This window comes from Rheinheimera muenzenbergensis (genome assembly GCF_036984005.1).
GTDB lineage: Bacteria > Pseudomonadota > Gammaproteobacteria > Enterobacterales > Alteromonadaceae > Alishewanella > Alishewanella muenzenbergensis.
Map to the genome: position 1 here is coordinate 1 of NZ_JALAAR010000029.1, position 20,592 is coordinate 20,592.

General features: G+C 48.0%; 24 protein-coding genes. 13 read left to right on the forward strand and 11 right to left on the reverse strand.

The window, feature by feature from the left end:
• The first annotated feature begins 202 nt into the window (after positions 1-202).
• Positions 203-355: a hypothetical protein gene (locus MN202_RS19760; RefSeq protein WP_335737869.1), complete on the forward strand. Its 153-nt coding sequence runs from the start codon at positions 203-205 to the stop codon at positions 353-355.
• A 54-nt stretch (positions 356-409) separates the two neighbouring features.
• Entirely contained in the window at positions 410-892 is a 483-nt protein-coding gene (locus MN202_RS19765; RefSeq protein ID WP_335737870.1) for a hypothetical protein, read from the forward strand.
• Positions 893-948: 56 nt separating this feature from the next.
• Here MN202_RS19765 and MN202_RS19770 read toward each other — a convergent pair whose 3' ends face one another.
• Positions 949-1,212, reverse strand: a complete 264-nt coding sequence (locus MN202_RS19770; RefSeq protein ID WP_335737871.1) for a PHD finger domain-containing protein — start codon at positions 1,210-1,212, stop codon at positions 949-951.
• 35 nt (positions 1,213-1,247) lie between these two features.
• The gene (locus tag MN202_RS19775) at positions 1,248-2,069 is read right to left on the reverse strand and encodes a formylglycine-generating enzyme family protein (RefSeq protein ID WP_335737872.1); all 822 of its coding nucleotides are present in this window, start codon (positions 2,067-2,069) and stop codon (positions 1,248-1,250) included.
• Positions 2,070-2,206: 137 nt separating this feature from the next.
• Between MN202_RS19775 and MN202_RS19780 the strand changes: the two genes are divergently transcribed.
• The gene (locus tag MN202_RS19780; RefSeq protein ID WP_335737873.1) at positions 2,207-2,947 is read left to right on the forward strand and encodes a sulfite exporter TauE/SafE family protein; all 741 of its coding nucleotides are present in this window, start codon (positions 2,207-2,209) and stop codon (positions 2,945-2,947) included.
• On the opposite strand, the gene MN202_RS19785 is transcribed toward MN202_RS19780, so the two are convergent.
• From MN202_RS19785 to MN202_RS19795, 3 genes are all read right to left on the reverse strand, one after another.
• Complete coding sequence (locus MN202_RS19785) at positions 2,927-3,763, reverse strand: substrate-binding periplasmic protein (protein WP_335737874.1); 837 nt, start codon at positions 3,761-3,763, stop codon at positions 2,927-2,929. The genes MN202_RS19780 and MN202_RS19785 overlap by 21 nt on opposite strands.
• A 75-nt stretch (positions 3,764-3,838) precedes the next feature.
• Positions 3,839-4,642 (reverse strand): SDR family oxidoreductase, encoded by an 804-nt coding sequence (locus tag MN202_RS19790; RefSeq protein WP_335737875.1) that lies wholly within the window; start codon positions 4,640-4,642, stop codon positions 3,839-3,841.
• Positions 4,643-4,684: 42 nt separating this feature from the next.
• A complete protein-coding gene (locus MN202_RS19795) occupies positions 4,685-5,452 on the reverse strand; it encodes a hypothetical protein (protein WP_335737876.1) in 768 nt (255 codons plus the stop codon).
• Between the two features lie 129 nt (positions 5,453-5,581).
• Here MN202_RS19795 and MN202_RS19800 point away from each other — a divergent pair, with 129 nt between their 5' ends.
• Both MN202_RS19800 and MN202_RS19805 read left to right on the forward strand, forming a co-directional pair.
• Positions 5,582-6,724, forward strand: coding sequence for a sensor histidine kinase (locus MN202_RS19800; protein WP_335737877.1), 1,143 nt, complete (start codon positions 5,582-5,584; stop codon positions 6,722-6,724).
• Positions 6,717-7,361 carry a response regulator transcription factor gene (locus MN202_RS19805; RefSeq protein ID WP_335737878.1) on the forward strand — a complete coding sequence of 215 codons (645 nt, stop codon included), beginning with the start codon at positions 6,717-6,719 and terminating at the stop codon, positions 7,359-7,361. The genes MN202_RS19800 and MN202_RS19805 overlap by 8 nt, the downstream gene beginning before the upstream one ends.
• On the opposite strand, the gene galE is transcribed toward MN202_RS19805, so the two are convergent.
• Both galE and MN202_RS19815 read right to left on the reverse strand, forming a co-directional pair.
• Positions 7,354-8,373 (reverse strand): UDP-glucose 4-epimerase GalE, encoded by a 1,020-nt coding sequence (gene galE / locus MN202_RS19810; protein ID WP_335737879.1) that lies wholly within the window; start codon positions 8,371-8,373, stop codon positions 7,354-7,356. The genes MN202_RS19805 and galE overlap by 8 nt on opposite strands.
• Positions 8,374-8,397: 24 nt before the next feature.
• Positions 8,398-8,697: a YciI family protein gene (locus tag MN202_RS19815; protein ID WP_335737880.1), complete on the reverse strand. Its 300-nt coding sequence runs from the start codon at positions 8,695-8,697 to the stop codon at positions 8,398-8,400.
• A gap of 199 nt (positions 8,698-8,896) precedes the next feature.
• On the opposite strand from MN202_RS19815, the gene MN202_RS19820 reads away from it, so the two are divergent.
• The 3 genes from MN202_RS19820 to MN202_RS19830 all read left to right on the forward strand — a co-directional run bounded on the left by MN202_RS19820 (position 8,897) and on the right by MN202_RS19830 (position 10,972).
• Positions 8,897-10,327 carry a sodium-dependent transporter gene (locus tag MN202_RS19820; RefSeq protein WP_335737881.1) on the forward strand — a complete coding sequence of 477 codons (1,431 nt, stop codon included), beginning with the start codon at positions 8,897-8,899 and terminating at the stop codon, positions 10,325-10,327.
• Between the two features lie 106 nt (positions 10,328-10,433).
• Positions 10,434-10,679, forward strand: a complete 246-nt coding sequence (locus MN202_RS19825) for a type II toxin-antitoxin system ParD family antitoxin (RefSeq protein WP_335737882.1) — start codon at positions 10,434-10,436, stop codon at positions 10,677-10,679.
• Complete coding sequence (locus MN202_RS19830) at positions 10,676-10,972, forward strand: type II toxin-antitoxin system RelE/ParE family toxin (protein WP_335737883.1); 297 nt, start codon at positions 10,676-10,678, stop codon at positions 10,970-10,972. Before MN202_RS19825 ends, MN202_RS19830 begins: the two co-directional genes overlap by 4 nt.
• Before the next feature lie 48 nt (positions 10,973-11,020).
• On the opposite strand, the gene MN202_RS19835 is transcribed toward MN202_RS19830, so the two are convergent.
• From MN202_RS19835 to tsaA, 3 genes are all read right to left on the reverse strand, one after another.
• Complete coding sequence (locus MN202_RS19835) at positions 11,021-12,748, reverse strand: proline--tRNA ligase (RefSeq protein ID WP_335737884.1); 1,728 nt, start codon at positions 12,746-12,748, stop codon at positions 11,021-11,023.
• A gap of 61 nt (positions 12,749-12,809) precedes the next feature.
• Positions 12,810-13,877: a Kelch repeat-containing protein gene (locus MN202_RS19840; protein ID WP_335737885.1), complete on the reverse strand. Its 1,068-nt coding sequence runs from the start codon at positions 13,875-13,877 to the stop codon at positions 12,810-12,812.
• Complete coding sequence (gene tsaA, locus MN202_RS19845; protein ID WP_335737886.1) at positions 13,846-14,556, reverse strand: tRNA (N6-threonylcarbamoyladenosine(37)-N6)-methyltransferase TrmO; 711 nt, start codon at positions 14,554-14,556, stop codon at positions 13,846-13,848. Before tsaA ends, MN202_RS19840 begins: the two co-directional genes overlap by 32 nt.
• A 154-nt stretch (positions 14,557-14,710) precedes the next feature.
• Between tsaA and purU the strand changes: the two genes are divergently transcribed.
• Together purU and MN202_RS19855 are read left to right on the forward strand one after the other, a co-directional pair.
• The gene (gene purU, locus MN202_RS19850; RefSeq protein ID WP_335737887.1) at positions 14,711-15,544 is read left to right on the forward strand and encodes a formyltetrahydrofolate deformylase; all 834 of its coding nucleotides are present in this window, start codon (positions 14,711-14,713) and stop codon (positions 15,542-15,544) included.
• A gap of 78 nt (positions 15,545-15,622) precedes the next feature.
• Positions 15,623-16,156, forward strand: coding sequence for a hypothetical protein (locus tag MN202_RS19855; protein ID WP_335737888.1), 534 nt, complete (start codon positions 15,623-15,625; stop codon positions 16,154-16,156).
• Here MN202_RS19855 and can read toward each other — a convergent pair whose 3' ends face one another.
• Entirely contained in the window at positions 16,157-16,813 is a 657-nt protein-coding gene (gene can, locus MN202_RS19860; protein WP_335737889.1) for a carbonate dehydratase, read from the reverse strand.
• Positions 16,814-17,010: 197 nt separating this feature from the next.
• Here can and MN202_RS19865 point away from each other — a divergent pair, with 197 nt between their 5' ends.
• The 3 genes from MN202_RS19865 (at position 17,011) to MN202_RS19875 (ending at position 20,481) form a co-directional block, all read left to right on the forward strand.
• Positions 17,011-18,429, forward strand: a complete 1,419-nt coding sequence (locus tag MN202_RS19865; protein ID WP_335737890.1) for a mannose-1-phosphate guanylyltransferase/mannose-6-phosphate isomerase — start codon at positions 17,011-17,013, stop codon at positions 18,427-18,429.
• Entirely contained in the window at positions 18,416-19,855 is a 1,440-nt protein-coding gene (locus MN202_RS19870) for a phosphohexomutase domain-containing protein (protein ID WP_335737891.1), read from the forward strand. Before MN202_RS19865 ends, MN202_RS19870 begins: the two co-directional genes overlap by 14 nt.
• A 95-nt stretch (positions 19,856-19,950) precedes the next feature.
• Positions 19,951-20,481 carry an H-NS family histone-like protein gene (locus MN202_RS19875; protein ID WP_335737892.1) on the forward strand — a complete coding sequence of 177 codons (531 nt, stop codon included), beginning with the start codon at positions 19,951-19,953 and terminating at the stop codon, positions 20,479-20,481.
• The last annotated feature ends 111 nt before the right edge of the window (positions 20,482-20,592 follow it).

The window sequence follows — 20,592 nt, forward strand, 5'->3', positions numbered from 1 at the left end:
ACCACCGAAATACAAACAGGCTTTAATAACGCAACCTTCTACTTTCAGCGTCAATTAAAAATGGGTGTATTACCATGAAGCAAGGTATGCATCGGCGATTCCAAAAGAGGTGTCGCAACTATTAAATGAATTTCGAAAATTTAATTATCGTCGTGAAAACCTGTATAGCCTTATCGGCTCTCCTGTGCAAAAGGAAAGCCTGTTGAGTTGGCAAATTAAAGACGACGATTTAAATACTTTAGAAATTTTACTTCATGTTGACGATAATTGTGAGAAGACCTTGTCTGTAAAGTGGAACGATTTGCAGGGTGAGCATAAGATAATTAAAGAAAATTTTTACGATAAAAAAAATTAAATTTTCTGCTTAGCCCAAGATTAGCTGTTTAGATTGCCGGAGCCTGCCAGGACTATGAAAAAAAGTAATATATTTCGTTTCAACCAGCATAACAGGCTAACTTTTCGTGCTGGCTGGCAGCGTTTGTCGCGGGTTCGAAAGACAATTGCCGTACTTTCTTTGATAATATGGAGCACTTTCTGTTTCATTGCAGGCTTAAGCAGTGACCGAAGTTACCTGCTTATTTTATTGGTTTCCGGCATTTCGATGTTTGTAACTTACGTGACCCAAAGACCACCAGCGGCAAAAGATGCAGAGCTAAATGATAGCATGCTAGCGAATTTGTCAGTACAGCATGACCGGTTGTATATTGCTGGTGAGGTGTTACCGGCTAATGTAAAAAAACTGGTGCTGGGCAAAGACCACGACCGCGGTGTCGCATTTATTCAACTGGCTTGGAACAATGGCGACGAGTGGCAATTTGCAATTGATGAATACCAGGCAGTGGCTGAGTACCTTTCTCGATATGCTCCACAGCTTAATGTAGTGTATGAATAACTTTAACGTAATACTTTTACAGCAGTGACGCGGCGAAACCCTGGACACCAGTGCGGCTAATTGCCGGTATAAATCGCCCGAGGGACACCAAGTAGCGTAGCAACCGCAATTACACCGCCGATGACTGCAATCAACGGGCCGGTGATAAAGCCACCAAGCTGAAAATAGCCTATCACTGAGCCGGTTATCATTAGCATTAAACCAAGGTTTTTTACTACGGCTGCTTTGCGGTTTTCATGGCTCCATTGTTGGCAATTAGCGCACTGCAACATAAAGATATCGTTAACTTTTTTAGTTGATGCAGCCTGTTTTAAACTCACCTGGAGTTTGCATGCAGGGCATTGCAACATTCTCATCAGTGTATTTCCCTTACCAACCTGAAGCCAACTGATGGGTATTTAGCGTCAATAGATAAAGCGCTCCGGGCAGACAAACGAATGTTGTGTGCCCGGTCTGAGTAACTGCCGCCTTTGACAATGCGGTATTCGCAATCGCCTGATTCTACTGGTTTTGTATCATTTGAACGACGGTTTTCATCATCGCAATCCAGTACCCACTCTGCTACATTAGATGAGACGTCATAAAGGCCATAAGAGTTTGCGTTGTAGCGGCCAAATATCCACGGTTGCGCCGCTTCAGTGCCAGTTGTGCAATTACCAATATCCCGATCACAGTGTTCTTTACTCTGAATGTATTCATTACCCCACCAATACACTGTTTTGGTGCCTGCTCTGGCGGCATATTCCCATTCTGTTTCAGAGGGCAAACGGTAATACTGGTTAGTTTGTTCTGTTAACCATTTAGCGTAGGCTGTAGCGTCCATCCAACTGATATTAATCACCGGCATATCGCCCCGGCCCCAGCCTCTGTCGTCCGGTAAGGCACGATTAGTGGCGTTAGCAAATTTATCGTATTGCGCAAACGTAATTTCAGCGCGGGTTATGGCAAAAGCAGTGCTGTTTTTTATAGCGCGTTGCGGGCCAAAGTATCCGGTTGAATTCGTGTATTCTTCACCGGCAATGCCTGCCCCTGTCGGGATAACACTTAGCTGCGGCCCGTTACTGCCATCGCTGAGCTTATCGGAAAAAAATTCAGCGGTGTAACTGGAAGGCTTACCACAAGACACAATAAACAATGACAGTGTCGATACAGCCACGATGTTTTTCAGCAACGACATATTCTTCCTATTCATAAACGCTGTAATCGGGAATAAAACTATGTAACGATAGCTTGGTTTTAAGGCTTACTCAGACATCCCCGTTATTTGCAGAATGTGTTTTTAATTGAAAACACATACTAAAACAAGGCTTACTTGTGCCTGATATCGATATATTCACCCTGCTGGTTATTGCTATGGCTGTGCTATTGACCGGCATTTCCAAATCCGGTTTTGCCGGTGCTATCGGCGGTATTACCGTGCCGTTAATGTCGCTGGTAATAAGCCCGGCGTTGGCGGCGGCGTTGTTATTGCCTATTTTAATCATTGCCGATGTACTTAGCCTGCGTCAGTGGTGGGGGCAGCACAGTAGAGCGCATTTAACACTGTTACTGCCGGCTGCTGTGCTGGGTATAGTGCTCGGCTACATCAGCTTTGGCTGGTTAGATGAAACCCGGTTACGCCTTTTACTGGGAATAATTACGTTGCTATTTGCGCTGAACATGTTGCTAAAGTTGGTTAATCAGTCAAGGTTAACCTCGGCTTGGGCTGGCCGTGTGCTTGGCGCACTAAGCGGCTTTACCAGCTTCGTAGCTCATGCCGGCGGGCCGCCGCTGAATATGTATTTATTACCGCAAGGCTTAGCAAAATCGCAGTATCTGGCTACGGCGGTTGTGTTTTTTGCCGTGGTCAATCTGCTGAAATTGCCGCCCTATTTAATGCTGGGGCAACTTAATATGGCCCTATTCGGTTATGCGTTGCTCAGCTTGCCGCTGGTTTGGCTGGGGGTAAAGCTTGGCATAGTCCTACAACATAAATTCAGTGAAACCGCGTTTTATCACCTGATTAGCATCAGTATGTTGCTGCTGGGTAGCCGTTTAATTTATCAGGCGTTGTAGTTTGGGCTCGTCGGTTGCGGCCATTGCCTCCAGCCGTGTGATAGCGGCTTCAGAATAAACGCTTTGATATAATTGCCGCATGGTGCCGTCGCGGTAACTTTGCTCCAGCGCCTGTTGCCAGGCCGCTATTCTGTCATCACTGACATCGCGTGAAAATGCCAGATACAGCTCGGTTTCCTGCAGGGTATTAACGCGAAACAAGCCACTGTTACCGGCTGCCTGCAAGCTGGCTTCTACTTGTGCTGCTGCGGCATCATTGAGAATAATTAAATCGACTTTACCTGCGGTAAACAGATTAAAGCATTCGCCATGTTTGCTGGTTAGGATCAGATTGCGTGTGTCGTCAAAGCCAGTACTTTTTAAGAAACTGATATTTTGCGAATTAACGTAGTCACATGCTATCAAACGTGGGTTTAGCCTTGCAGAGTTCAGGTCCGGTTCGAAGCGGCTGCTATGGCCATACAGCGCAGTTTGAATAAGCTTCAGCGGGCCAACCCATTTAAACAGATTTTCTCTGTCTTTGCTGCGGGCCGTTTCAAACAGGGCAATATTAGATTGACTGCGTGCCAGCTCGAAGGCTCTGGCCCAGGGTAATAATTCAATTTCGCCCGCTTCATTTAACCGGCGCTGCAAAATGCGTATCAGGTCAACGGTAACACCCGCGACTTTGCCTTGTTCGTCCAGATACATACCCGGCGGGCTGTGTTCGGTAAGCAGACGTAGCGGTGGGAACTGTTCCTGGCGTGACTGTGCTGCTGTGGCAGCAGGTAAGACGGAAGCGACCATTATTAACAGCAAGGTACGAATGTAGGCCATTGCAGCTGATCCCTATAGCTGAACAGATGTTAATCAGTTTAGATTAACAATCTTGTCAGTACCACGACTTTATGTCTAGCGCACTTTGCTGTTACGGATCATTTTATACAGAAGTTCAGGCGATAAGCGCGAAACCAGTGCGGCTAAACGCTCTTTTAAGCCGCCGATAACTATATAGCTTTTACCTTTTAGCAGCGCTTTTACGGCTTGTTCGGCAAAGTCTTCAGCGCTCATGGCATTGGCCTGAGCGTCGTCCATAGTTCCCAGCGCGCTGCCATTGCCGGTTAATGCATTGCGCGATACGTCGGTTTTAACAAAACCCGGGAATATCGTTGCAACGCGCAAGCCCTGATCAAAAAATTCTGCACGTAAGCTGTTAGCCCATAAATGCAGTGCAGCTTTAGCGGCGGAGTAACTGCCGCGATACTGGGTGCCAACCAAGCCGGCAACAGAAGATACAAACACAACTTTGCCACCGCCGTCGGCCAGCAGTAGCGGCAACGCCTGGCGGGTTAAATTAACCTGAGCAAAATAATCGACTTCAAACAGTTTGCGATCTGTGTCTGGCGTGGTATCGATGATAAGGGCGCGCTGGCTGATACCGGCATTGTTAATTAGCCAGTCGAGGCCACCGATCTGTTGTTGAATAGTGTCAATGGCATCGGCAACGGCGCTATTGTCGGTGATGTCCAGTGGCAGTAACAGATGCTGGGCACTGTTTGCCAGACTACTGCGTACCCGTTCCAGTTCACTTTGCCGCCTGGCGCTTAACACCAGTCTGGCGCCATCGGCCGCTAACTCACGGGCCAGGGCCTCACCGATACCACCCGAGGCACCGGTGATCCAGATCACACGGTCTTTAAGCTTCGCATTTTGCATTAGCAGGTTCACTTTATTTTTGTCACAAACATTAAGGCAGTATTAGGCTTGTTGTAAAGCGTTGTTTTGCTTGGTTTCCACTTTGTATTTGCGCTGAAAGTAGCCTTTAAACAAGATGATGGAGCCAATGCCTATTACTGGTGCTGCCAGCCAGGTTAGCATCATCCATTGTTCTGGCAAAAACTCGCTTACAATGCGACGGCCGCCCGCAGCAAAGAATGCTGTATAAACCGCAATGCCGGTACCTACCATTGAGGTGAAGTGTTCAATAATCCATTGCCGTGGTTTAATTTCTGCTTTAAATACATAGACACAAATACTTGCTGCGGTATAAAAACTCACGCCGGCAAAAATCATTAGTAATGTTTGGTTAAATTTGTATCCTTGCCAGGCGACAAACAATGATAATGGCAGCATAAGCAATACTGGCCCAAGAAAACTAAGGCGTTTTAACAGGTTGCGATTGGCTTTGGCTAACAGCACGCCAATAGCATGGCGTACGGACACCCAGGTAAGCAGGCTTAACAACAATAAAAATTGTGAAAATACAACGCGCCAACCCAAAAAGCGCTGCAGCTCAATTCCGCTTAAATTGGGCATAGGATAGATGGCGAGCGGATCGTAGATGGTTAAGCCGCTCATCACCATGCCAGAGCCGGATACCAGTAGCATGATGTAATAAAATACTTGCCCGGCGTTGTTATGTAACTTGCTACCTTTTTTAACGATAACCGGTAGCCAAAAAAGCAGTAATGCAATGCTGCCAAGTGCGATGTGTGTGTATAACAAGATGCTGTGTAATGCCGACATAATCAGTCTCCTAAGTGGTTGTACTCAGTGTATTGCGACCGACTGTTACGCACAGGTGCCAGAAGTCAGGATTTTTCACTATGACTTCTGGCCTATTGCGGATATTTATTTGTTGCGCATAATGCGCTGATGAAAACAAAATTTGATTTCGCTACCCTGGCCGGTGTACTGACCTGGCTGATGGTGTATGGCATCAGCATCTTTTTACTGCAAAATGGCCAGGCTGGCCAAAACCTGTGGCAGGTGCATCTGTTATTCCTGCTGTATGGCGGTTTGTTTATCGCGTTGACACAAGAACAATTTGACTTCGCCCTGCGTGGTCGTTTTGGCCCGCCACTGTTGGCCCTGCAACTGGTGTTTGCCTTTGCACTGCTGTGGCTGTTACCTGCCGGACAATTCGAGTTTCTTGCTATCCTGACAATTATCTGGGCGGCGATGCTGCCTTTTGTAATGCGTACTGCTGTAGCAATGCTTGTGGTGGTAGTGGTGGTGGCTAGCTGGCATGCCATGGTGGCGTGGCAAACGGGCAATACAGTGTGGATCACCGCGCTACTATATGGCAGTTTCCATCTGTTTGCTGTGCTGGTACAAAGCGCCAGTCGCGATGCTGAGATGGCCAAAGACGAACTGGAGCAAAAACATCAGCAACTGCAGGCTACCCAGCAATTGCTGCAGGCGGCCTCCCGCCAGAGTGAACGCACCCGTATTGCCCGCAATTTGCATGATTTGGTCGGGCATCATTTAACGGCACTAACCATACAGCTGCAGGTAGCGGGGCATTTAACCGAGGGTGAAGCCAAACAACAGGTAACCAAATGCCATCAGCTGGCCAAATTATTGTTGGCTGATGTCCGTGAAGCGGTCAGCACCATGCGTCAATATGCAGACGTTTCGCTGTTAGACGCGATACAGCCGTTAGTGGCGCTATTACCAGAGCAGCTTAAGGTCAGGCTGCAGATCCCTGACGATATTATGCTTAATGATTTGCAACAAGCGCAGCATTTACTCTGTATTGTGCAAGAGGCGATTAGCAATTGCCTGAAACACAGTGGCGCGACTGACCTGCAGATCACTGCCGCTGTTACTGACGGTGAGCTGCAACTGAGCATGGTGGATAATGGTAAGCTGGCGGCAAACTGGCGACCGGGCAATGGTATTAAAGGTATGCAGGAACGACTTGCCGAATGTGGTGGCGTACTGCTGGTAGACTCGACGCAACAGGCCATGCACCTTCGCCTGAGGCTGCCGTATATGGAGAGTGAAAATGCATAAGGTGCTACTGGTCGATGATCAAAAATTGATCCGCGATGGTATCAACAGTTTACTCCGGCTATCCGGCCAGGTGACAGTCGTTGCTGAATGTGCCGATGGCAGCGGTGTAGTTGCCGCCTGTCAGCAGCATCAACCGGACGTTGTTTTGCTGGATTTATCGATGCCGGTAATGAATGGTGTGCAAACGCTGGCGGCGCTGCAACAAGCGGCTATCTCAGTACCGGTACTTATTTTAACCACCTTTGACGAGCATGAGTTAGTGCTGAAAAGTATCAGCCTGGGGGCGCGCGGCTTTTTACTAAAAGACGTGTCGCTGGAAACCCTGGTCGAGGCCATTGCCACCCTTGCCAGCGGCGGCAGCTGGTTTGCGCCGAATATTACCGAGCGCCTGTTAGGTACGGTGCGCAATAGCAGTAGCGATTTTACTATGCCGGCGCAGCTTGAGCCTTTAACTGATAAGGAGTTGCAGATTTTGCAGCTGATGGCAGCAGGCTATAGCAATAAAGAAATTGCTGCTGCGCTGTTTAAATCTGAAGGCACGGTAAAGAATCAATGCTCGGCGATATTATCTAAGTTGGGGGTGCGCGATCGCACCCGTGCCGTATTGTTGGCGTTAGAGCTGGGGCTTATCAGTTAGCGTTGTAGCCATTGGGGTTAGTAGATTGCCAGCGCCAGCTGTCGCGTACCATATCATCCAGCGTTTTTTCTGCTTGCCAGCCCAGCAGTTTTGCCGCCTTAGCTGGCTGTGCGTAGCAACTGGCAATATCACCCGGCCGGCGGGGGGCTATCTGATAGGGGACCGCTACCTGATTCACCCGGCTAAAGGTATTAACCATATCCAGAACGCTGTAACCGGTGCCTGTACCGAGGTTTATCGCTTCTATGCCGCTATGCTTTGCCAGATATTGCAGCGCTTTAACATGGCCGCGGGCTAAATCAACCACATGAATGTAATCGCGCACACCGGTGCCATCCGGGGTAGGGTAATCATTGCCAAATACACTGAGTTTGTCACGTTTGCCAACTGCTACCTGGGCAATAAATGGCATCAGATTATTTGGTATACCGTTAGGGTCTTCACCGATCTGGCCGCTTTCGTGGGCGCCTACCGGGTTAAAATAACGCAAAGTACAAATGCCCCAGTCAGGTTCAGCGCGTAGCAGATCTTCAAGCATATGCTCGATCATCAATTTACTCTGGCCGTAGGGATTGGTCGCCGAGCGTGGTGCCGTCTCCGGAATTGGTACCTGCTTAGCGTCACCGTACACGGTAGCCGACGAGCTAAATACCAGCTTTTTTACACCGAATTCGCGCATTACCCGGCACAGGGTAAGCGTGCCCGTTACATTGTTATCGTAGTAATGCAGTGGTAGTTGTGTTGATTCGCCCACCGCTTTTAAACCGGCAAAATGCACCACAGCACTAATGTTGTAATCAGTAAATAGTTGACGCAGCGCTGCTTCATCACGAATATCGCCTTTAATGCTTATTAGCGGTTTAGCCGTGAGTTGTTGCACGCGGCCAAGTGCTTCATCTGAGCTGTTACTGAAGTTATCAAAACTCAGCACATTAAAGCCGGCGGTGAGAAGCTCCAGCGCGGTATGGCTGCCAATATAACCTGCTCCGCCGGTAAGTAATACATAACTCATGCGACTGTCCTTGTTGCCTGTCATTTACGGTAATACTTTTTTAAAGGGTTTTACTATTGAACGGGCGTACACGCCGGCGGCCAGGTAGGGGTCGGCATCGGCCCAGCTTTGGGCGTCGGCTAAGCTGGCAAACTCTGCGACGACTAACGAGCCGCTAAAACCGGCAGCACCCGGATCAAGGCTATCAATGGCTGGCGTAGGGCCGGCCAGTAACAAGCGGCCTTGGTTTTTCAGTTGCTCTAAGCGGGCCAGATGTGCTGGCCGGGTAGCGAGACGCTTTTCTAAACTGTCAGCAACATCTTCAGAATAAATCATGTAGAACATAGTGGGTTGTCCTTTTGCAGAGCCGGTTTTAACTGGCGCAAGATAGCAGATCCACAGCCTGGTTCCAACGTTAATGAACGCATCGGAGCAGTACAGGCTAGGATTTAACGCAACAGCCTGTTAGCATGCAGGGCGCTTACAAAAAAATGAGCACTGCTCAATTATTCTAATAAGAAAGATTCAGGGAGTCCGCGTACTAATGAAACGTGAACAATTTAGCTCCAGCCTGGGCTTTGTACTGGCAGCCGCCGGTTCAGCCGTAGGTATAGGTAATCTGGTCGCCTTTCCGGTAATGGCCAGCAAAAACGGCGGTGCCGCCTTTTTAATCATGTATGCTTTTTTCGTATTTTTTATCTGCTTGCCAGTGATGCTGGCTGAGATGAGTTTAGGTCGCCATACCCGGCAGAACCCGCTCGGGGCTTATACTGAAATTGGCCAGAGCCGGGCCTGGCGTACTGCAGGCTGGATGTCGGTGATCACGCCGTTTATGATCGGTGTGTTTTATCTGGTGATCACCGTATGGATTTTTGGCTATCTGGCTAAATCTATTATGGGGCAGTTAACCGAGCTTGCTGCGCCAGACAGCTTCAACAGTTTTATTAACAGCAATGAGCTGTTTATCTATATGGCGATAGTGATAGGTCTGACCTTTGCTATTTTGCAAGGCGGGGTAAAGCAGGGTATAGAGAAGGCGGCACGGGTATTGATGCCAATGCTGTTTGTTATGCTGATAGCGCTGGTTATATACGTTTTTACGCTGGATAACGCCATGTTGGGTGTTAAGTTTTTCCTTATTCCTGAGTTTGACAAGCTAACCGGCAAAGTATTAAACGGCGCACTGGCGCAGGCGTTTTTCTCGTTGTCGCTGGCGATGGGTATTTTAATTACTTACGGCTCTTACATTCAGAAAAACAACAATATCGTGCAGGCTGGCAAAATGGTGGCGGGTTTGTCGGTATTGGTAGCGTGTTGCTCAGGCTTATTGATCCTGCCTGCGGTATTTTCCTTCAACCCGGATATTCAGCTTAGCGAATTATCTGAGTCCAGCATTGGCATGATTTTTATGTTCCTGCCAAAAATCTTTCTGGCGCTGCAGGCTGATATTGGTTACTTCGGTGCATCTTTTATTGCCAGTTTCTTTTTCCTGCTGGTGTTTTTTGCCGCGTTAACCTCACTGGTTTCTATTATTGAAGTGCCGGTAGCCAGTTTAATGGATGGCAAAGGGGTATCACGACGTAAAGCTTTGTATACTTTAGGTGCCGTTATGATCGCGCTGGCCGTGGTAAGTGCGTTGTCGTTTGGCCGGGTCGAGTTTCTGACTAACCTTACCAGCTACGGCCTGGGCTCGGATGGCATGCCTACTGTTAAATCGTTTTTTCAGATAGTGGTAGATGTGTTTTATGAGACGATATTGCCATTAAATGGCTTGTTGCTGTGTCTGTTTGTCAGTTATCGTTGGAAAAAGCACAATCTGGATGCCGAAATAAGCCAGGGCAACAGCAGCTTTGCCGGGTCCTTACTGCAAAAGTACGTTAACTTCTCGCTGGGTACCTTTATTCCACTGATCCTGGCAATAATTTTCGTTAATACCGTATCAACCATCTTCTTCGGTAAAAACCTGCTGTTTTAACTAAAAAATTAGCAAGACTAAGGCAGCTTCGGCTGCCTTTTTTAATCACTAAGGTTGTCAGCGCCTGATTATGTATTAATATCTAATACAGTTATATGGAGGCTTTATGGCACGTAATACATCTGTAACCTTGGGCGAGCACTTTGAGCATTTTGTTGCCGAGCGGGTGCAGCAGGGGCGCTACCAGTCTGTTAGCGAAGTAGTGCGTGCAGGACTGCGCTTGTTGGAAGAAGATGAATTTAAGCTGGCAGAGCTGCGGCGCAAGCTCGAAGCTGCAGAGCAAAGTCCTAAAGTGGAAAACTTTGATGAGCTTCGCTTTGTCGCAGAATTGAAGCAGAAATACGGTAAATGAACCGGCGTTATCAGCTTAGGCAGCATGCCAAAGATGATTTAGAACAAATTTGGCTGTATAGCGTAGAAAACTGGGGCAAGGCACAAGCGGATCGTTATCTGTCTCAGCTATTCCACAGTCTTAATCAATTGGCACAAAACCCTGCACTTGGCGTTAAGCGCGAAGATGTCCGTGCTGATTACTTTAGTTTTAGTGTGTTGCAGCATCGGGTGTTTTATCGACTAAATAGTACTGGCATTGATGTGTTAGCGATAATTCATCAACGGATGGATGTAAAGTTGGCTAACATTTAGAAACAAAAGGCAGCGAATTCGCTGCCTTTTTTGTCGCTAATAACCGGCTTATTTCGCCAATTTTTGTGCCATAGCGTCAACCACAGCGGCGATATCTAACATCTCTTTTTCGCCGCTGCGACGGTTTTTGTATTCCACTTGCTGGTTGTCCAGGTTACGCTCGCCAACGACGATGCTGTGCGGAATGCCCATCAGTTCCATATCGGCAAACATCACGCCGGGGCGCTCTTTACGATCGTCAAACAGCACCTCAAAACCGGCAGCAGTCAGCTCGTTATATAAACGCACTGTGGCTTCTTCAATGCGTGCCGACTTGTGCATATTCATCGGAATAAGCGCAATTTGAAACGGTGCTATTGCATCCGGCCAGATAATGCCGTAGTCATCATGGTTTTGCTCGATAGCAGCAGCAATAATGCGCGATACACCGACACCATAGCAGCCCATGGTCATGATCTGGTGTTTACCTTCTTCGTTCAGCACGCCGGCTTTTAATGCCTGAGAGTAGCGATCGCCTAATTGGAAGATATGACCGACTTCTATGCCGCGTTTGATAACCAGCTTACCTTTACCGCACGGGCTGGTATCGCCTTCAACAATATTACGCAAATCGGCCACGCTGTAGTCTTTAATGTCACGGTCCCAGTTTACGCCGGTTAAATGATAGCCATCTTTATTGGCACCGCAGATAAAGTCAGCTAAATGCGCGGCGCTGCGATCAACAATAACCGGCAGCGGCATGCCTACCGGCCCCAGTGAACCCGGACCTGCGCCAATGGCAGCGCGGATTTCTTCCTCAGAGGCAAATACCAGTGGGCTTTGTACCTGCGGCAGCTTTTCAGCTTTAATTTCGTTTAGCTCGTGGTCGCCACGCAGCACCAGGGCTACCAGTGTTTGCGCTGCTTTGTCGTCGGCTTTGGCGGCGTATACAATCAGCGTTTTGCTTACCAGCGCCATATCCTGCTGCAATAGCGCTGCTACGTCAGCGACGGTTTTGGCGTTAGGTGTAGCAACTTCTGCCAGCGCTTGTGTTGCGCCGGCGCGTTCGCCAGCAGGCGCCAAAGCTTCTGCCATTTCAATGTTCGCTGCGTAATCGCTTTCATCTGAGAAGGCGATGGCATCTTCACCAGAGGCGGCCAGCACGTGGAATTCATGTGACATACTGCCGCCGATAGCACCGGTGTCGGCCAGTACCGGGCGGAAATCTAAGCCTAAACGGCTAAAGATATTGCAATAGGCCTGATACATGGCGTCATAGGTTTGCTGCAGGCTGTCCTGGCTTAAATGAAACGAGTAGGCGTCTTTCATTAAAAATTCGCGTGCGCGCATTACGCCAAAGCGTGGCCGGCGTTCGTCACGGAACTTAGTCTGAATTTGGTACAAATTCAGTGGCAACTGTTTGTAGCTGGTGATTTCGCGCCGTACTAAATCGGTGATCACTTCTTCGTGGGTTGGGCCCAGTACAAAGTCGCGGGTGTGGCGATCTTTAAAGCGCAGCAGCTCGGCGTCCATTTTGTCCCAGCGGCCGGACTCCTGCCACAGTTCGGCCGGTTGCACCATTGGCATTAGCACTTCAATGGCGCCGGCTTTATTCATTTCTTCGCGTACGATTTGCTCAACTTTACGCAATACCCGCACACCGGTAGGCAGATAAGTGTACATGCCAGACGCAACACGACGCACCATACCGGCGCGCAGCATAAGTTTGTGGCTGATGACTTCGGCATCGGCCGGGGTTTCTTTAACGGTAGATAGTAAGTACTGACTGCTGCGCATCGTATTCTCGTATGTCGTGCTAAAAAATTGCCGCCATTCTAGCAAGGCGGCAGGGGCAATTCTATTGGAGTTTTATCTGGTGTTTAATCAGTTGCGGGCTGACTTGCTGGTTATTTTGCATACCACCAACTGAGTAAATGTCGCCATCTATGTCAATAAGGCCGCGTAAGTCCATAACTGGCGTAGTGTCGGCTGCTTTTAGCAAGCGCTTTTCGTCGAGCGAGAATACCCAGACTTTGCTGTCAGGCAATGCCGGCGTGCCATTGTAGCCAATACCATTGTAGTTATACGGGGTAGTGCTGCCACCGATAAACACCAACATATCTTTACCGTCGATTTTAGTATTGATGCCGGCCATGCGGTAACGGGCGGTGCCGGTTGGGTGCTCAATAATTCGCCAGTCGATCTGATTTGCGTTTTCGCCTACGCTGCCGAGGTAGCAAGCCGGTTCAGCTTTATATTCGCGCTTCTTATCGGCGTAATATTGCAGTGCTACGCCATCACATAGCAGCATGTGGTTATCTGCCATAGCGCCAGCTAAGCCAAACACTGCCTTACCGGGAAAGGGAGTGGCCTGCGACCAGCGCTGGGTAAAGTTATCAAAAACCTGCACCAGATTAACATTGCCATAATCGCTCCAGCCGCTGACCAGATAGATATAACGGTTTTGGTAAGTTAACGCCACAGCATCATCGACCGGCACCGGTATATCGTTAAGTTTGGTGTAACGTCGGGTAACCGGATCCAGCCGGTAGCTGTCTGCGGCAGTTTGTTCAGTGCCGTCTGCGTTAACAGTAAAGCCACCAAAAACAAAAAAGTTATTGTTTAGTGCTACCGCACTGGCTGCAATGCGGCCATTTAAACGTTGCTGGCTTGGTACCGCCGGTAACGTTTGCCAATTAAATTCGCCGACCGTATGCATAAAAACTTTGTTGTGAATATCAGCGTGCTGTTTGCCCGGGCCTATGCCCATAAAACTGGCGATATAGGTTTTACCTCGCACCGAGGTGGTGGCAACCGCATTATTACTTACCGGCTCGGGTAAGTCAGGTAGCGCAGTGGCGGACACGGCAACACAGGTTGTTGCAGCTGCCAGACTACTCAGGTAGCTGAAGGATTTCAGTAACATGGTTATGTTCTCCGTTCACGGTCCATTTAATATTGTAGTTATACAGCGTCATGCCGTAACTTTGTTCACCTTCACGCTGCTTTTTATACGACGGTCTGGGGTCCTGCTTTAACACCTTTTCAATAAATATCTTTAAATCAGGGTGTTGGGTTTGCTGCAGGCAAAAATGGCTGGCTTGTTCGGCAAAGCTTACCGTCATCGCGGTAAAAGGTGCCGCATCGGCAAAACCACCGGCGGCGTCGGGTAGCGCATCGGCGTAAGGCAAGTAGGGTTTAATATCCAGTACCGGGGTACCGTCAAGCAAATCAATACCACTGAGTTTTAGCATTAGCTTGCCATTTTTGCGCTCAACACCCTCCAGTTTTACAACAGACAGTCCAACCGGATTTGGCCGGAACGTTGCGCGGGTGGCAAAAACGCCCTTACGTGCATTACCGCCTAAACGTGGTGGCCGCACCATGGGGGACCAGCCTTTGTCTGCTGTTTCGTGAAACACAAATAGCAACCACAAATGGCTGAAACTGTCGATGCCGCGCACAATGGCGTCGTCACTGTAGTCATCTTCCAGCACTAAATAGCCGGTAGCCTCCGCTATCAGGCCGGGTTGGCGCGGAATAGCAAATTTTTGCTTGTAGGGCGAGCTGATATAACCCACCGCATTAAACTGATACGACGCCATATTCTCCTGAGCAGACACTTATAAAGGTAATGAGCGGTATTATGCGGTTTTTTGCCAAAACAACAAGTTAAGTAGAGGACGTCTGAATGTCTTTGACGCTATAGCCTAAGATGGGGTAAAACGTAGGTTAAATTGAACAAGGTAATTCACTATCATGGAACGGAAGATTTTATTAACCGAGTGTCCCGATTCTAAAGGGCTGATCGCACAAATCACCAATATTTGCTACAAACACCAGCTGAACATCAGCCGCAATACCGAATATGTTGATCCGGTAAGTGGCCGCTTTTATATGCGCACCGAACTTGAGGGCGTGTTTAACGATGCGACGCTGTTATTTGATTTAGACCGTGCCCTGCCAGCGGGATCCGAGCGTAGCTTAGTCAGCCAACGCGCCAAGCGGGTGGTGGTATTAGTAACTAAAGAAGCGCATTGTCTGGGTGATATCCTGATCAAAGTATTTGATGGCTCGCTGGCGTTAGATATTGCAGCCGTAGTGGGGAATTACCCTGAGCTGGAGCAGCTGGCGGCCCGCTTCGATTTACCCTACCACTATGTCAGCCATCAGGGGTTAAGCCGCACGGAGCACGAAGCGGCGTTGCTTGAAGTTATAAAACCTTATGAACCGGAATACCTGGTGCTGGCCAAGTTTATGCGCATTTTAACCCCGGCTTTTGTCGCGCAGTTTCCGGAGAAAATTATTAATATACATCACAGCTTTTTACCTGCTTTTATCGGTGCTAACCCTTACCAGCAGGCATTTGAGCGTGGCGTAAAAATTATTGGTGCTACCGCGCATTTCGTAAATGATGATTTGGATGAAGGTCCTATTATTCAGCAAATGGTGGCGCCGGTCGATCACAACTATAGCGCTGATGATATGGCACGTGCCGGCCGCGATGTAGAAAAAGCCGCGCTGAGTAAAGCGTTACAGTTGGTTGTAGAAGATCGGGTATTTGTACATGGCAATAAAACGGTGATCCTGTAATAGCGGTTTTACAATGCGGGTGTTTTCTTTGATACTTGGCCAATTAATAGCGAAAGGAGTCAGGTTATGCGGAGTGTTGTGAGATATTGTTTACCAGCGTTAATGTTACTGTGCAGTACGGCGCTGGTTGCTGCCGGTCAAGGCGAGCTGCATCCGAAGCTGGAGCCGCTGCGGCCCTACCTGGAGCAGCACTGGCAAGGTGAGCTCAGTCAGCCGGGAGCGGCAGAAAAAGTCATCGATCGAGCATTGTGGAGCCGGGCGTTAAATGGCCAGGCGATAAAAACGGTTCATTCAGTTAATGACGGTCAATATGGTGGAGAGTCGTTTATTTTCTGGGACGAGAGCAAACAAAGCCTGGCATATTACTACTTTACTACAGCAGGTTTTTACACCCATGGCACTATGAGTTTTGATAGCCAACTTGGTGAGATAGTGGCACTGGAAATGGTAGAAAATAACCAGAATGGTATTACCCAGGTAAAGTCATTTAGCCGCATTATGCCCGATGGCAGCCTCCATACCAAATCAAGTTATCTGCAAAATGGTACCTGGGTTGACGGCCACAGTGCTACCTATAAACCGGTAGCACAGCAGCAAATCAGGTTTAAATAACTATTTTTCGCTCACGCTGGCATCTGTCAGATCCAGCGTGTAAATATCGTCAATTTTATCGGCGCAGGAGTGGCTGACACGTAAATCTTTTATCCGGCCATTGCGTAAACTATAAACCCAGCCATGAATAGTTAATGGCTGGCCGCGCTCCCAGGCTTCCTGCACGAAGCTGGTGTGGCACAGGTTGCGCACCTGCTCCATCACGTTTAGCTCAATCAGCCGGTTTAACCGCTCATTCTCATCGGCAATACTATCCACTTCATCCCGATGTATAGCGTAAACGTCTTTAACATTGCGCAGCCAGTTATCTACAAAGCCAACTCGTTGCTTGGTCATCGCCGCTTTGACGCCGCCACAACCATAGTGGCCAACGACTAAAATATGCTTAACTTTTAAAATATCAATTGCATACTGCAGTACCGACAAGCAGTTCATGTCAGAATGCACGACTAAATTCGCAACATTGCGATGCACAAAAAGCTCGCCCGGTAACAGGCCGACTATTTCATTGGCCGGCACCCGGCTGTCGGAGCAGCCAATCCACAAATATTCCGGCGCCTGTTGCTCAGACAATTGTTTAAAGAAACCGGGTTGCTCTTTTTCAATCCGGTCCGCCCAGTTTTTATTGTTTAAGAACAGTTGTTTAAAATCTGGCATAAATCTACCCTGCATAGAAAATGGCGACACGATAGCCGATTTTAGCCGCTTTTAGAGCACCGACCAGCTAAATATATCCGCAAAAGCCAACAGGCGATTACAGATAAAGCTAATACTGCTGCTGACGACGGCTGCTGTCTGTGGCTATACTGTGCGCTATATTGCGGTTAAATGGAAATTTATTGAAAGGAGTCAGTATGATACCCGTTATTTTGTCCGGTGGTTCCGGAACCCGTTTGTGGCCTTTATCGCGGGCGAAAAAACCTAAACAATTTTTACCGCTGCTAAATGATAAAAGCATGCTGCAAAACACGCTGCTGCGCTTAAAAGGTTTGCCAGCGTTAGAATCACCAATGGTGATTTGCAACGAAGATCACCGCTTTATGGTGGCAGAGCAGTTACGCGAACTGGCAACTGAGCAGGCCGATATTATTCTGGAGCCGGTTGGGCGCAATACGGCACCTGCCATTGCGATTGCCGCTGTTAAAGCCGTGGCCGACAACCCGGATGCTTTGCTGTTGGTGTTGGCTGCCGATCATGCCATCCGCGATATACCGGCGTTTCACCAGGCCATTGAATTGGCTACACCGGCGGCACAACAAGGCAAATTGGTGACGTTTGGCATAGTACCGACCTGTGCGCATACCGGCTATGGCTATATTCGTAAGGCCGAGCAGACGGATGCAAGTTTGACTGCAGAGGTTTTTACCGTAGCCGAATTTTGTGAAAAGCCCGATCTGGCAACGGCTACCGGCTTTGTCAACTCAGGTCAATATTACTGGAACAGCGGTATGTTTCTGTTCCGGGCCAGCAGTTTGCTGGCAGAACTTAAACAATTTGCGCCACAGATTGTAACTTGCGCTGAGCAGGCAATGTTAAAAGCAAGCCGCGATTTGGACTTTATCCGTTTAGATAAAACCGCTTTTGCGGCCAGCCCGTCCGACTCAATAGATTACGCAGTAATGGAAAAGTCAGCGAATGCTGTGATGGTGGCGCTGGATGCCGGTTGGAGCGATGTCGGAAGCTGGGATGCGCTGTGGGACGTGATGGCAAAAGATGAGCAGGGCAATGCTTGTCGTGGTGATGTACTGCTGGATCAGTGTCGCAACAGTTATATCAATGCTGAAGAGCGGCTGGTGGCGGTAATAGGCCTGGATGATGTGGTGGTGGTAGAAACCAAAGACGCCGTGCTGGTCGCCAGTAAGAGCCATATTCAAGCTGTGAAAAATATCGTGACCAAACTGCAGAGTTATGGCCGTAGCGAAGTGGATTTACACCGTGAAGTGTTCCGTCCCTGGGGGAAGTATGATTCTGTTGATAATGGCAACCGCTATCAGGTGAAACATATTACCGTGAAACCTGGCGCTAAGTTATCGGTGCAAATGCATCATCACCGGGCAGAACATTGGGTGGTGGTGAGTGGCTCTGCATTGGTGCGCAACGGCGACAACGAATTTTTAGTTACCGAAAACGAATCAACCTTTATTCCGGTAGGGACCATACATTCGTTAGAAAACCCCGGCAAGATACCATTAGAATTGATAGAAGTGCAGTCAGGCAGCTATCTTGGAGAAGATGACATTGTCAGGTTTGAGGATAAATATGGCCGCAACTGATAACGCCCTGCGCTGTTTTAAAGCCTATGATATTCGTGGCAAGCTGGGGGAGGAATTAACCGAACATCTGGCCTGGTGTATTGGCCGGGCTTACGCCAAAGTGGTACAAGCCGGCACTGTGGCTTTGGGGGCTGATGTACGCGCCACATCCGAGCCGTTAAAGCGGGCTTTGGCTTTGGGCTTGCTTAGCGAAGGTGTCGATGTAATTGATTTAGGTATGACTGGCACTGAAGAAGTGTATTTTGCTGCCCAGTATCTGCCAATTGATGGCGCAATAGAAGTAACCGCCAGCCACAACCCTATTGATTACAATGGGATGAAGCTGGTAAGGCATAATGCCAGACCTATAAGTGGTGACAGCGGCCTGAATGATATTAAGCAACAGGCCATAGCTTTACTGGAAGAACCTTTTCCGGCTGCCGAATTTAGTCAGTTTTGCCAGTTAGCTGACAGCTCAGCGGCATTTAACTGGGCACAGGCAAGCTGGCAGAGACAGTCAATACTGGATGCTTATGTAAGCTGCATGCTGAGTTTTATATACCCTGCACAGCTCAAACCATTGAAGTTGGTTGTTAACGCCGGCAATGGCGCTGCCGGCCATGTTATTGACGCCATTGAGGCCATATTTGCCCGGGACCTCGTGCCGGTTGAGTTTATTAAAGTACATCATCAGCCAGATGCCCTTTTTCCAAATGGTATTCCTAACCCATTATTGCCAGAAAACCGTGCTGCGACTTCAAAGGCGGTAATTGAACATCAGGCTGATTTTGGTATTGCCTGGGATGGCGATTTTGATCGCTGTTTTTTGTTTGATGAAAAAGGCCAATTTATCGAAGGCTATTATATTGTCGGCTTATTGGCGGCAGCATTTTTGCAAAAAAGCCCGGGCCAAAAAATTATTCATGATCCACGTTTGTATTGGAATACCCAGCACATAGTTAACCGGAATGGCGGCATAAGTGTCATCAGTAAAACCGGTCACGCTTTTATTAAAGAGCGTATGCGTGCTGAGGATGCAATTTACGGCGGCGAGATGAGTGCACATCATTATTTTCGTGATTTTGCCTATTGCGACAGTGGCATGGTGCCTTGGCTTCTGGTAGCAGAGCTTGTGTCAATTTCAGCCAAATCGCTATCACAGCTGGTAGAAGATATGATTGCGGCGTATCCATCATCTGGCGAATTGAATTTTCATATTGACCAGCCGCAACAAGCGGTGCAGAAAGTGCAACAGCATTATATGCCGCTGGCCAATCAAACCGATTATACCGATGGCCTGAGTATGGCCTTTGATGGTTGGCGCTTTAATTTGCGCAGTTCAAATACAGAAAATGTGTTGCGGTTAAATGTAGAATCGCAACAGAATAGTGCGTTAATGGAACAAAAAACGGCGGAAATAGTTTCAATCTTAACAGACGCTGAATGAGTTGAAATGTTTAATATAAAACAGTGTCATAGTTAACTTTATTTTATTCGTTGAATTGCTTATGCTAGGGCAATGCAATATCAACGGAGAATATAATGTCCATTTTATTAGATAAACGCGAACTTAAAAAAGCAGCTAAAGAGCTTTCCCTGGTTAAGCTGACTGATGTCATTAATGTATTAAATGCAGTATTAGCCGAGCGGCAAAAAGAAGTTGAATTAATTGCTCAACTGGAGCAATTAGCAAAGTCGCAGGGATTCACGCTGGAACAGCTGGGCTATAAGCTAAACAATGATGTAGTGGTACTTGAAGGTGCTGAGCAGCAGCCTAAAGCTGACAAGCGTCCAACTAAGCCAAAGTTTAAAACTATCAACAAAGAAAGTCAGTACTTTTATGTTGAAGATGGCAAGCTGCAATTATTACGCACTCATACCATGAAAAAAGGTTTACAAGAGCGTGGTATTGAAGTGGTACCTGTTTCTAAAGTAGATAAGAAATACGCTAAACAAATTGATGGCCTGATTACTGAAGCAACGGCACAGGCGGTTGAAAACTTTAACGCAAAAGTTGCAGCCTGGAATGAATGGGCCGCTGCTAATGCTGAAGAAATTCTGACGAAGAAATAATAGCCAGAATTTAGTGATAAAAAACCCGGCATGGCCGTAATGCCGGTCAGTTAAGCTGACCGGCATTTTTCTTTTTAACGGGATACTTAAGTTTGCTCGATTTAACACTTC

Excerpts from the sequence above, each read along its gene's own strand:
- MN202_RS19765 (WP_335737870.1), top strand. The coding sequence starts at position 410 with ATGAAAAAAAGTAATATATTTCGTTTCAACCAGCATAACAGGCTAACT.
- MN202_RS19775 (WP_335737872.1), bottom strand. The coding sequence starts at position 2,069 with ATGTCGTTGCTGAAAAACATCGTGGCTGTATCGACACTGTCATTGTTT.
- MN202_RS19785 (WP_335737874.1), bottom strand. The coding sequence starts at position 3,763 with ATGGCCTACATTCGTACCTTGCTGTTAATAATGGTCGCTTCCGTCTTA.
- MN202_RS19790 (WP_335737875.1), bottom strand. The coding sequence starts at position 4,642 with ATGCAAAATGCGAAGCTTAAAGACCGTGTGATCTGGATCACCGGTGCC.
- MN202_RS19795 (WP_335737876.1), bottom strand. The coding sequence starts at position 5,452 with ATGTCGGCATTACACAGCATCTTGTTATACACACACATCGCACTTGGC.
- MN202_RS19800 (WP_335737877.1), top strand. The coding sequence starts at position 5,582 with ATGAAAACAAAATTTGATTTCGCTACCCTGGCCGGTGTACTGACCTGG.
- MN202_RS19805 (WP_335737878.1), top strand. The coding sequence starts at position 6,717 with ATGCATAAGGTGCTACTGGTCGATGATCAAAAATTGATCCGCGATGGT.
- galE (WP_335737879.1), bottom strand. The coding sequence starts at position 8,373 with ATGAGTTATGTATTACTTACCGGCGGAGCAGGTTATATTGGCAGCCAT.
- MN202_RS19815 (WP_335737880.1), bottom strand. The coding sequence starts at position 8,697 with ATGTTCTACATGATTTATTCTGAAGATGTTGCTGACAGTTTAGAAAAG.
- MN202_RS19820 (WP_335737881.1), top strand. The coding sequence starts at position 8,897 with ATGAAACGTGAACAATTTAGCTCCAGCCTGGGCTTTGTACTGGCAGCC.
- MN202_RS19825 (WP_335737882.1), top strand. The coding sequence starts at position 10,434 with ATGGCACGTAATACATCTGTAACCTTGGGCGAGCACTTTGAGCATTTT.
- MN202_RS19830 (WP_335737883.1), top strand. The coding sequence starts at position 10,676 with ATGAACCGGCGTTATCAGCTTAGGCAGCATGCCAAAGATGATTTAGAA.
- MN202_RS19835 (WP_335737884.1), bottom strand. The coding sequence starts at position 12,748 with ATGCGCAGCAGTCAGTACTTACTATCTACCGTTAAAGAAACCCCGGCC.
- MN202_RS19840 (WP_335737885.1), bottom strand. The coding sequence starts at position 13,877 with ATGTTACTGAAATCCTTCAGCTACCTGAGTAGTCTGGCAGCTGCAACA.
- tsaA (WP_335737886.1), bottom strand. The coding sequence starts at position 14,556 with ATGGCGTCGTATCAGTTTAATGCGGTGGGTTATATCAGCTCGCCCTAC.
- purU (WP_335737887.1), top strand. The coding sequence starts at position 14,711 with ATGGAACGGAAGATTTTATTAACCGAGTGTCCCGATTCTAAAGGGCTG.
- can (WP_335737889.1), bottom strand. The coding sequence starts at position 16,813 with ATGCCAGATTTTAAACAACTGTTCTTAAACAATAAAAACTGGGCGGAC.
- MN202_RS19865 (WP_335737890.1), top strand. The coding sequence starts at position 17,011 with ATGATACCCGTTATTTTGTCCGGTGGTTCCGGAACCCGTTTGTGGCCT.
- MN202_RS19870 (WP_335737891.1), top strand. The coding sequence starts at position 18,416 with ATGGCCGCAACTGATAACGCCCTGCGCTGTTTTAAAGCCTATGATATT.
- MN202_RS19875 (WP_335737892.1), top strand. The coding sequence starts at position 19,951 with ATGTCCATTTTATTAGATAAACGCGAACTTAAAAAAGCAGCTAAAGAG.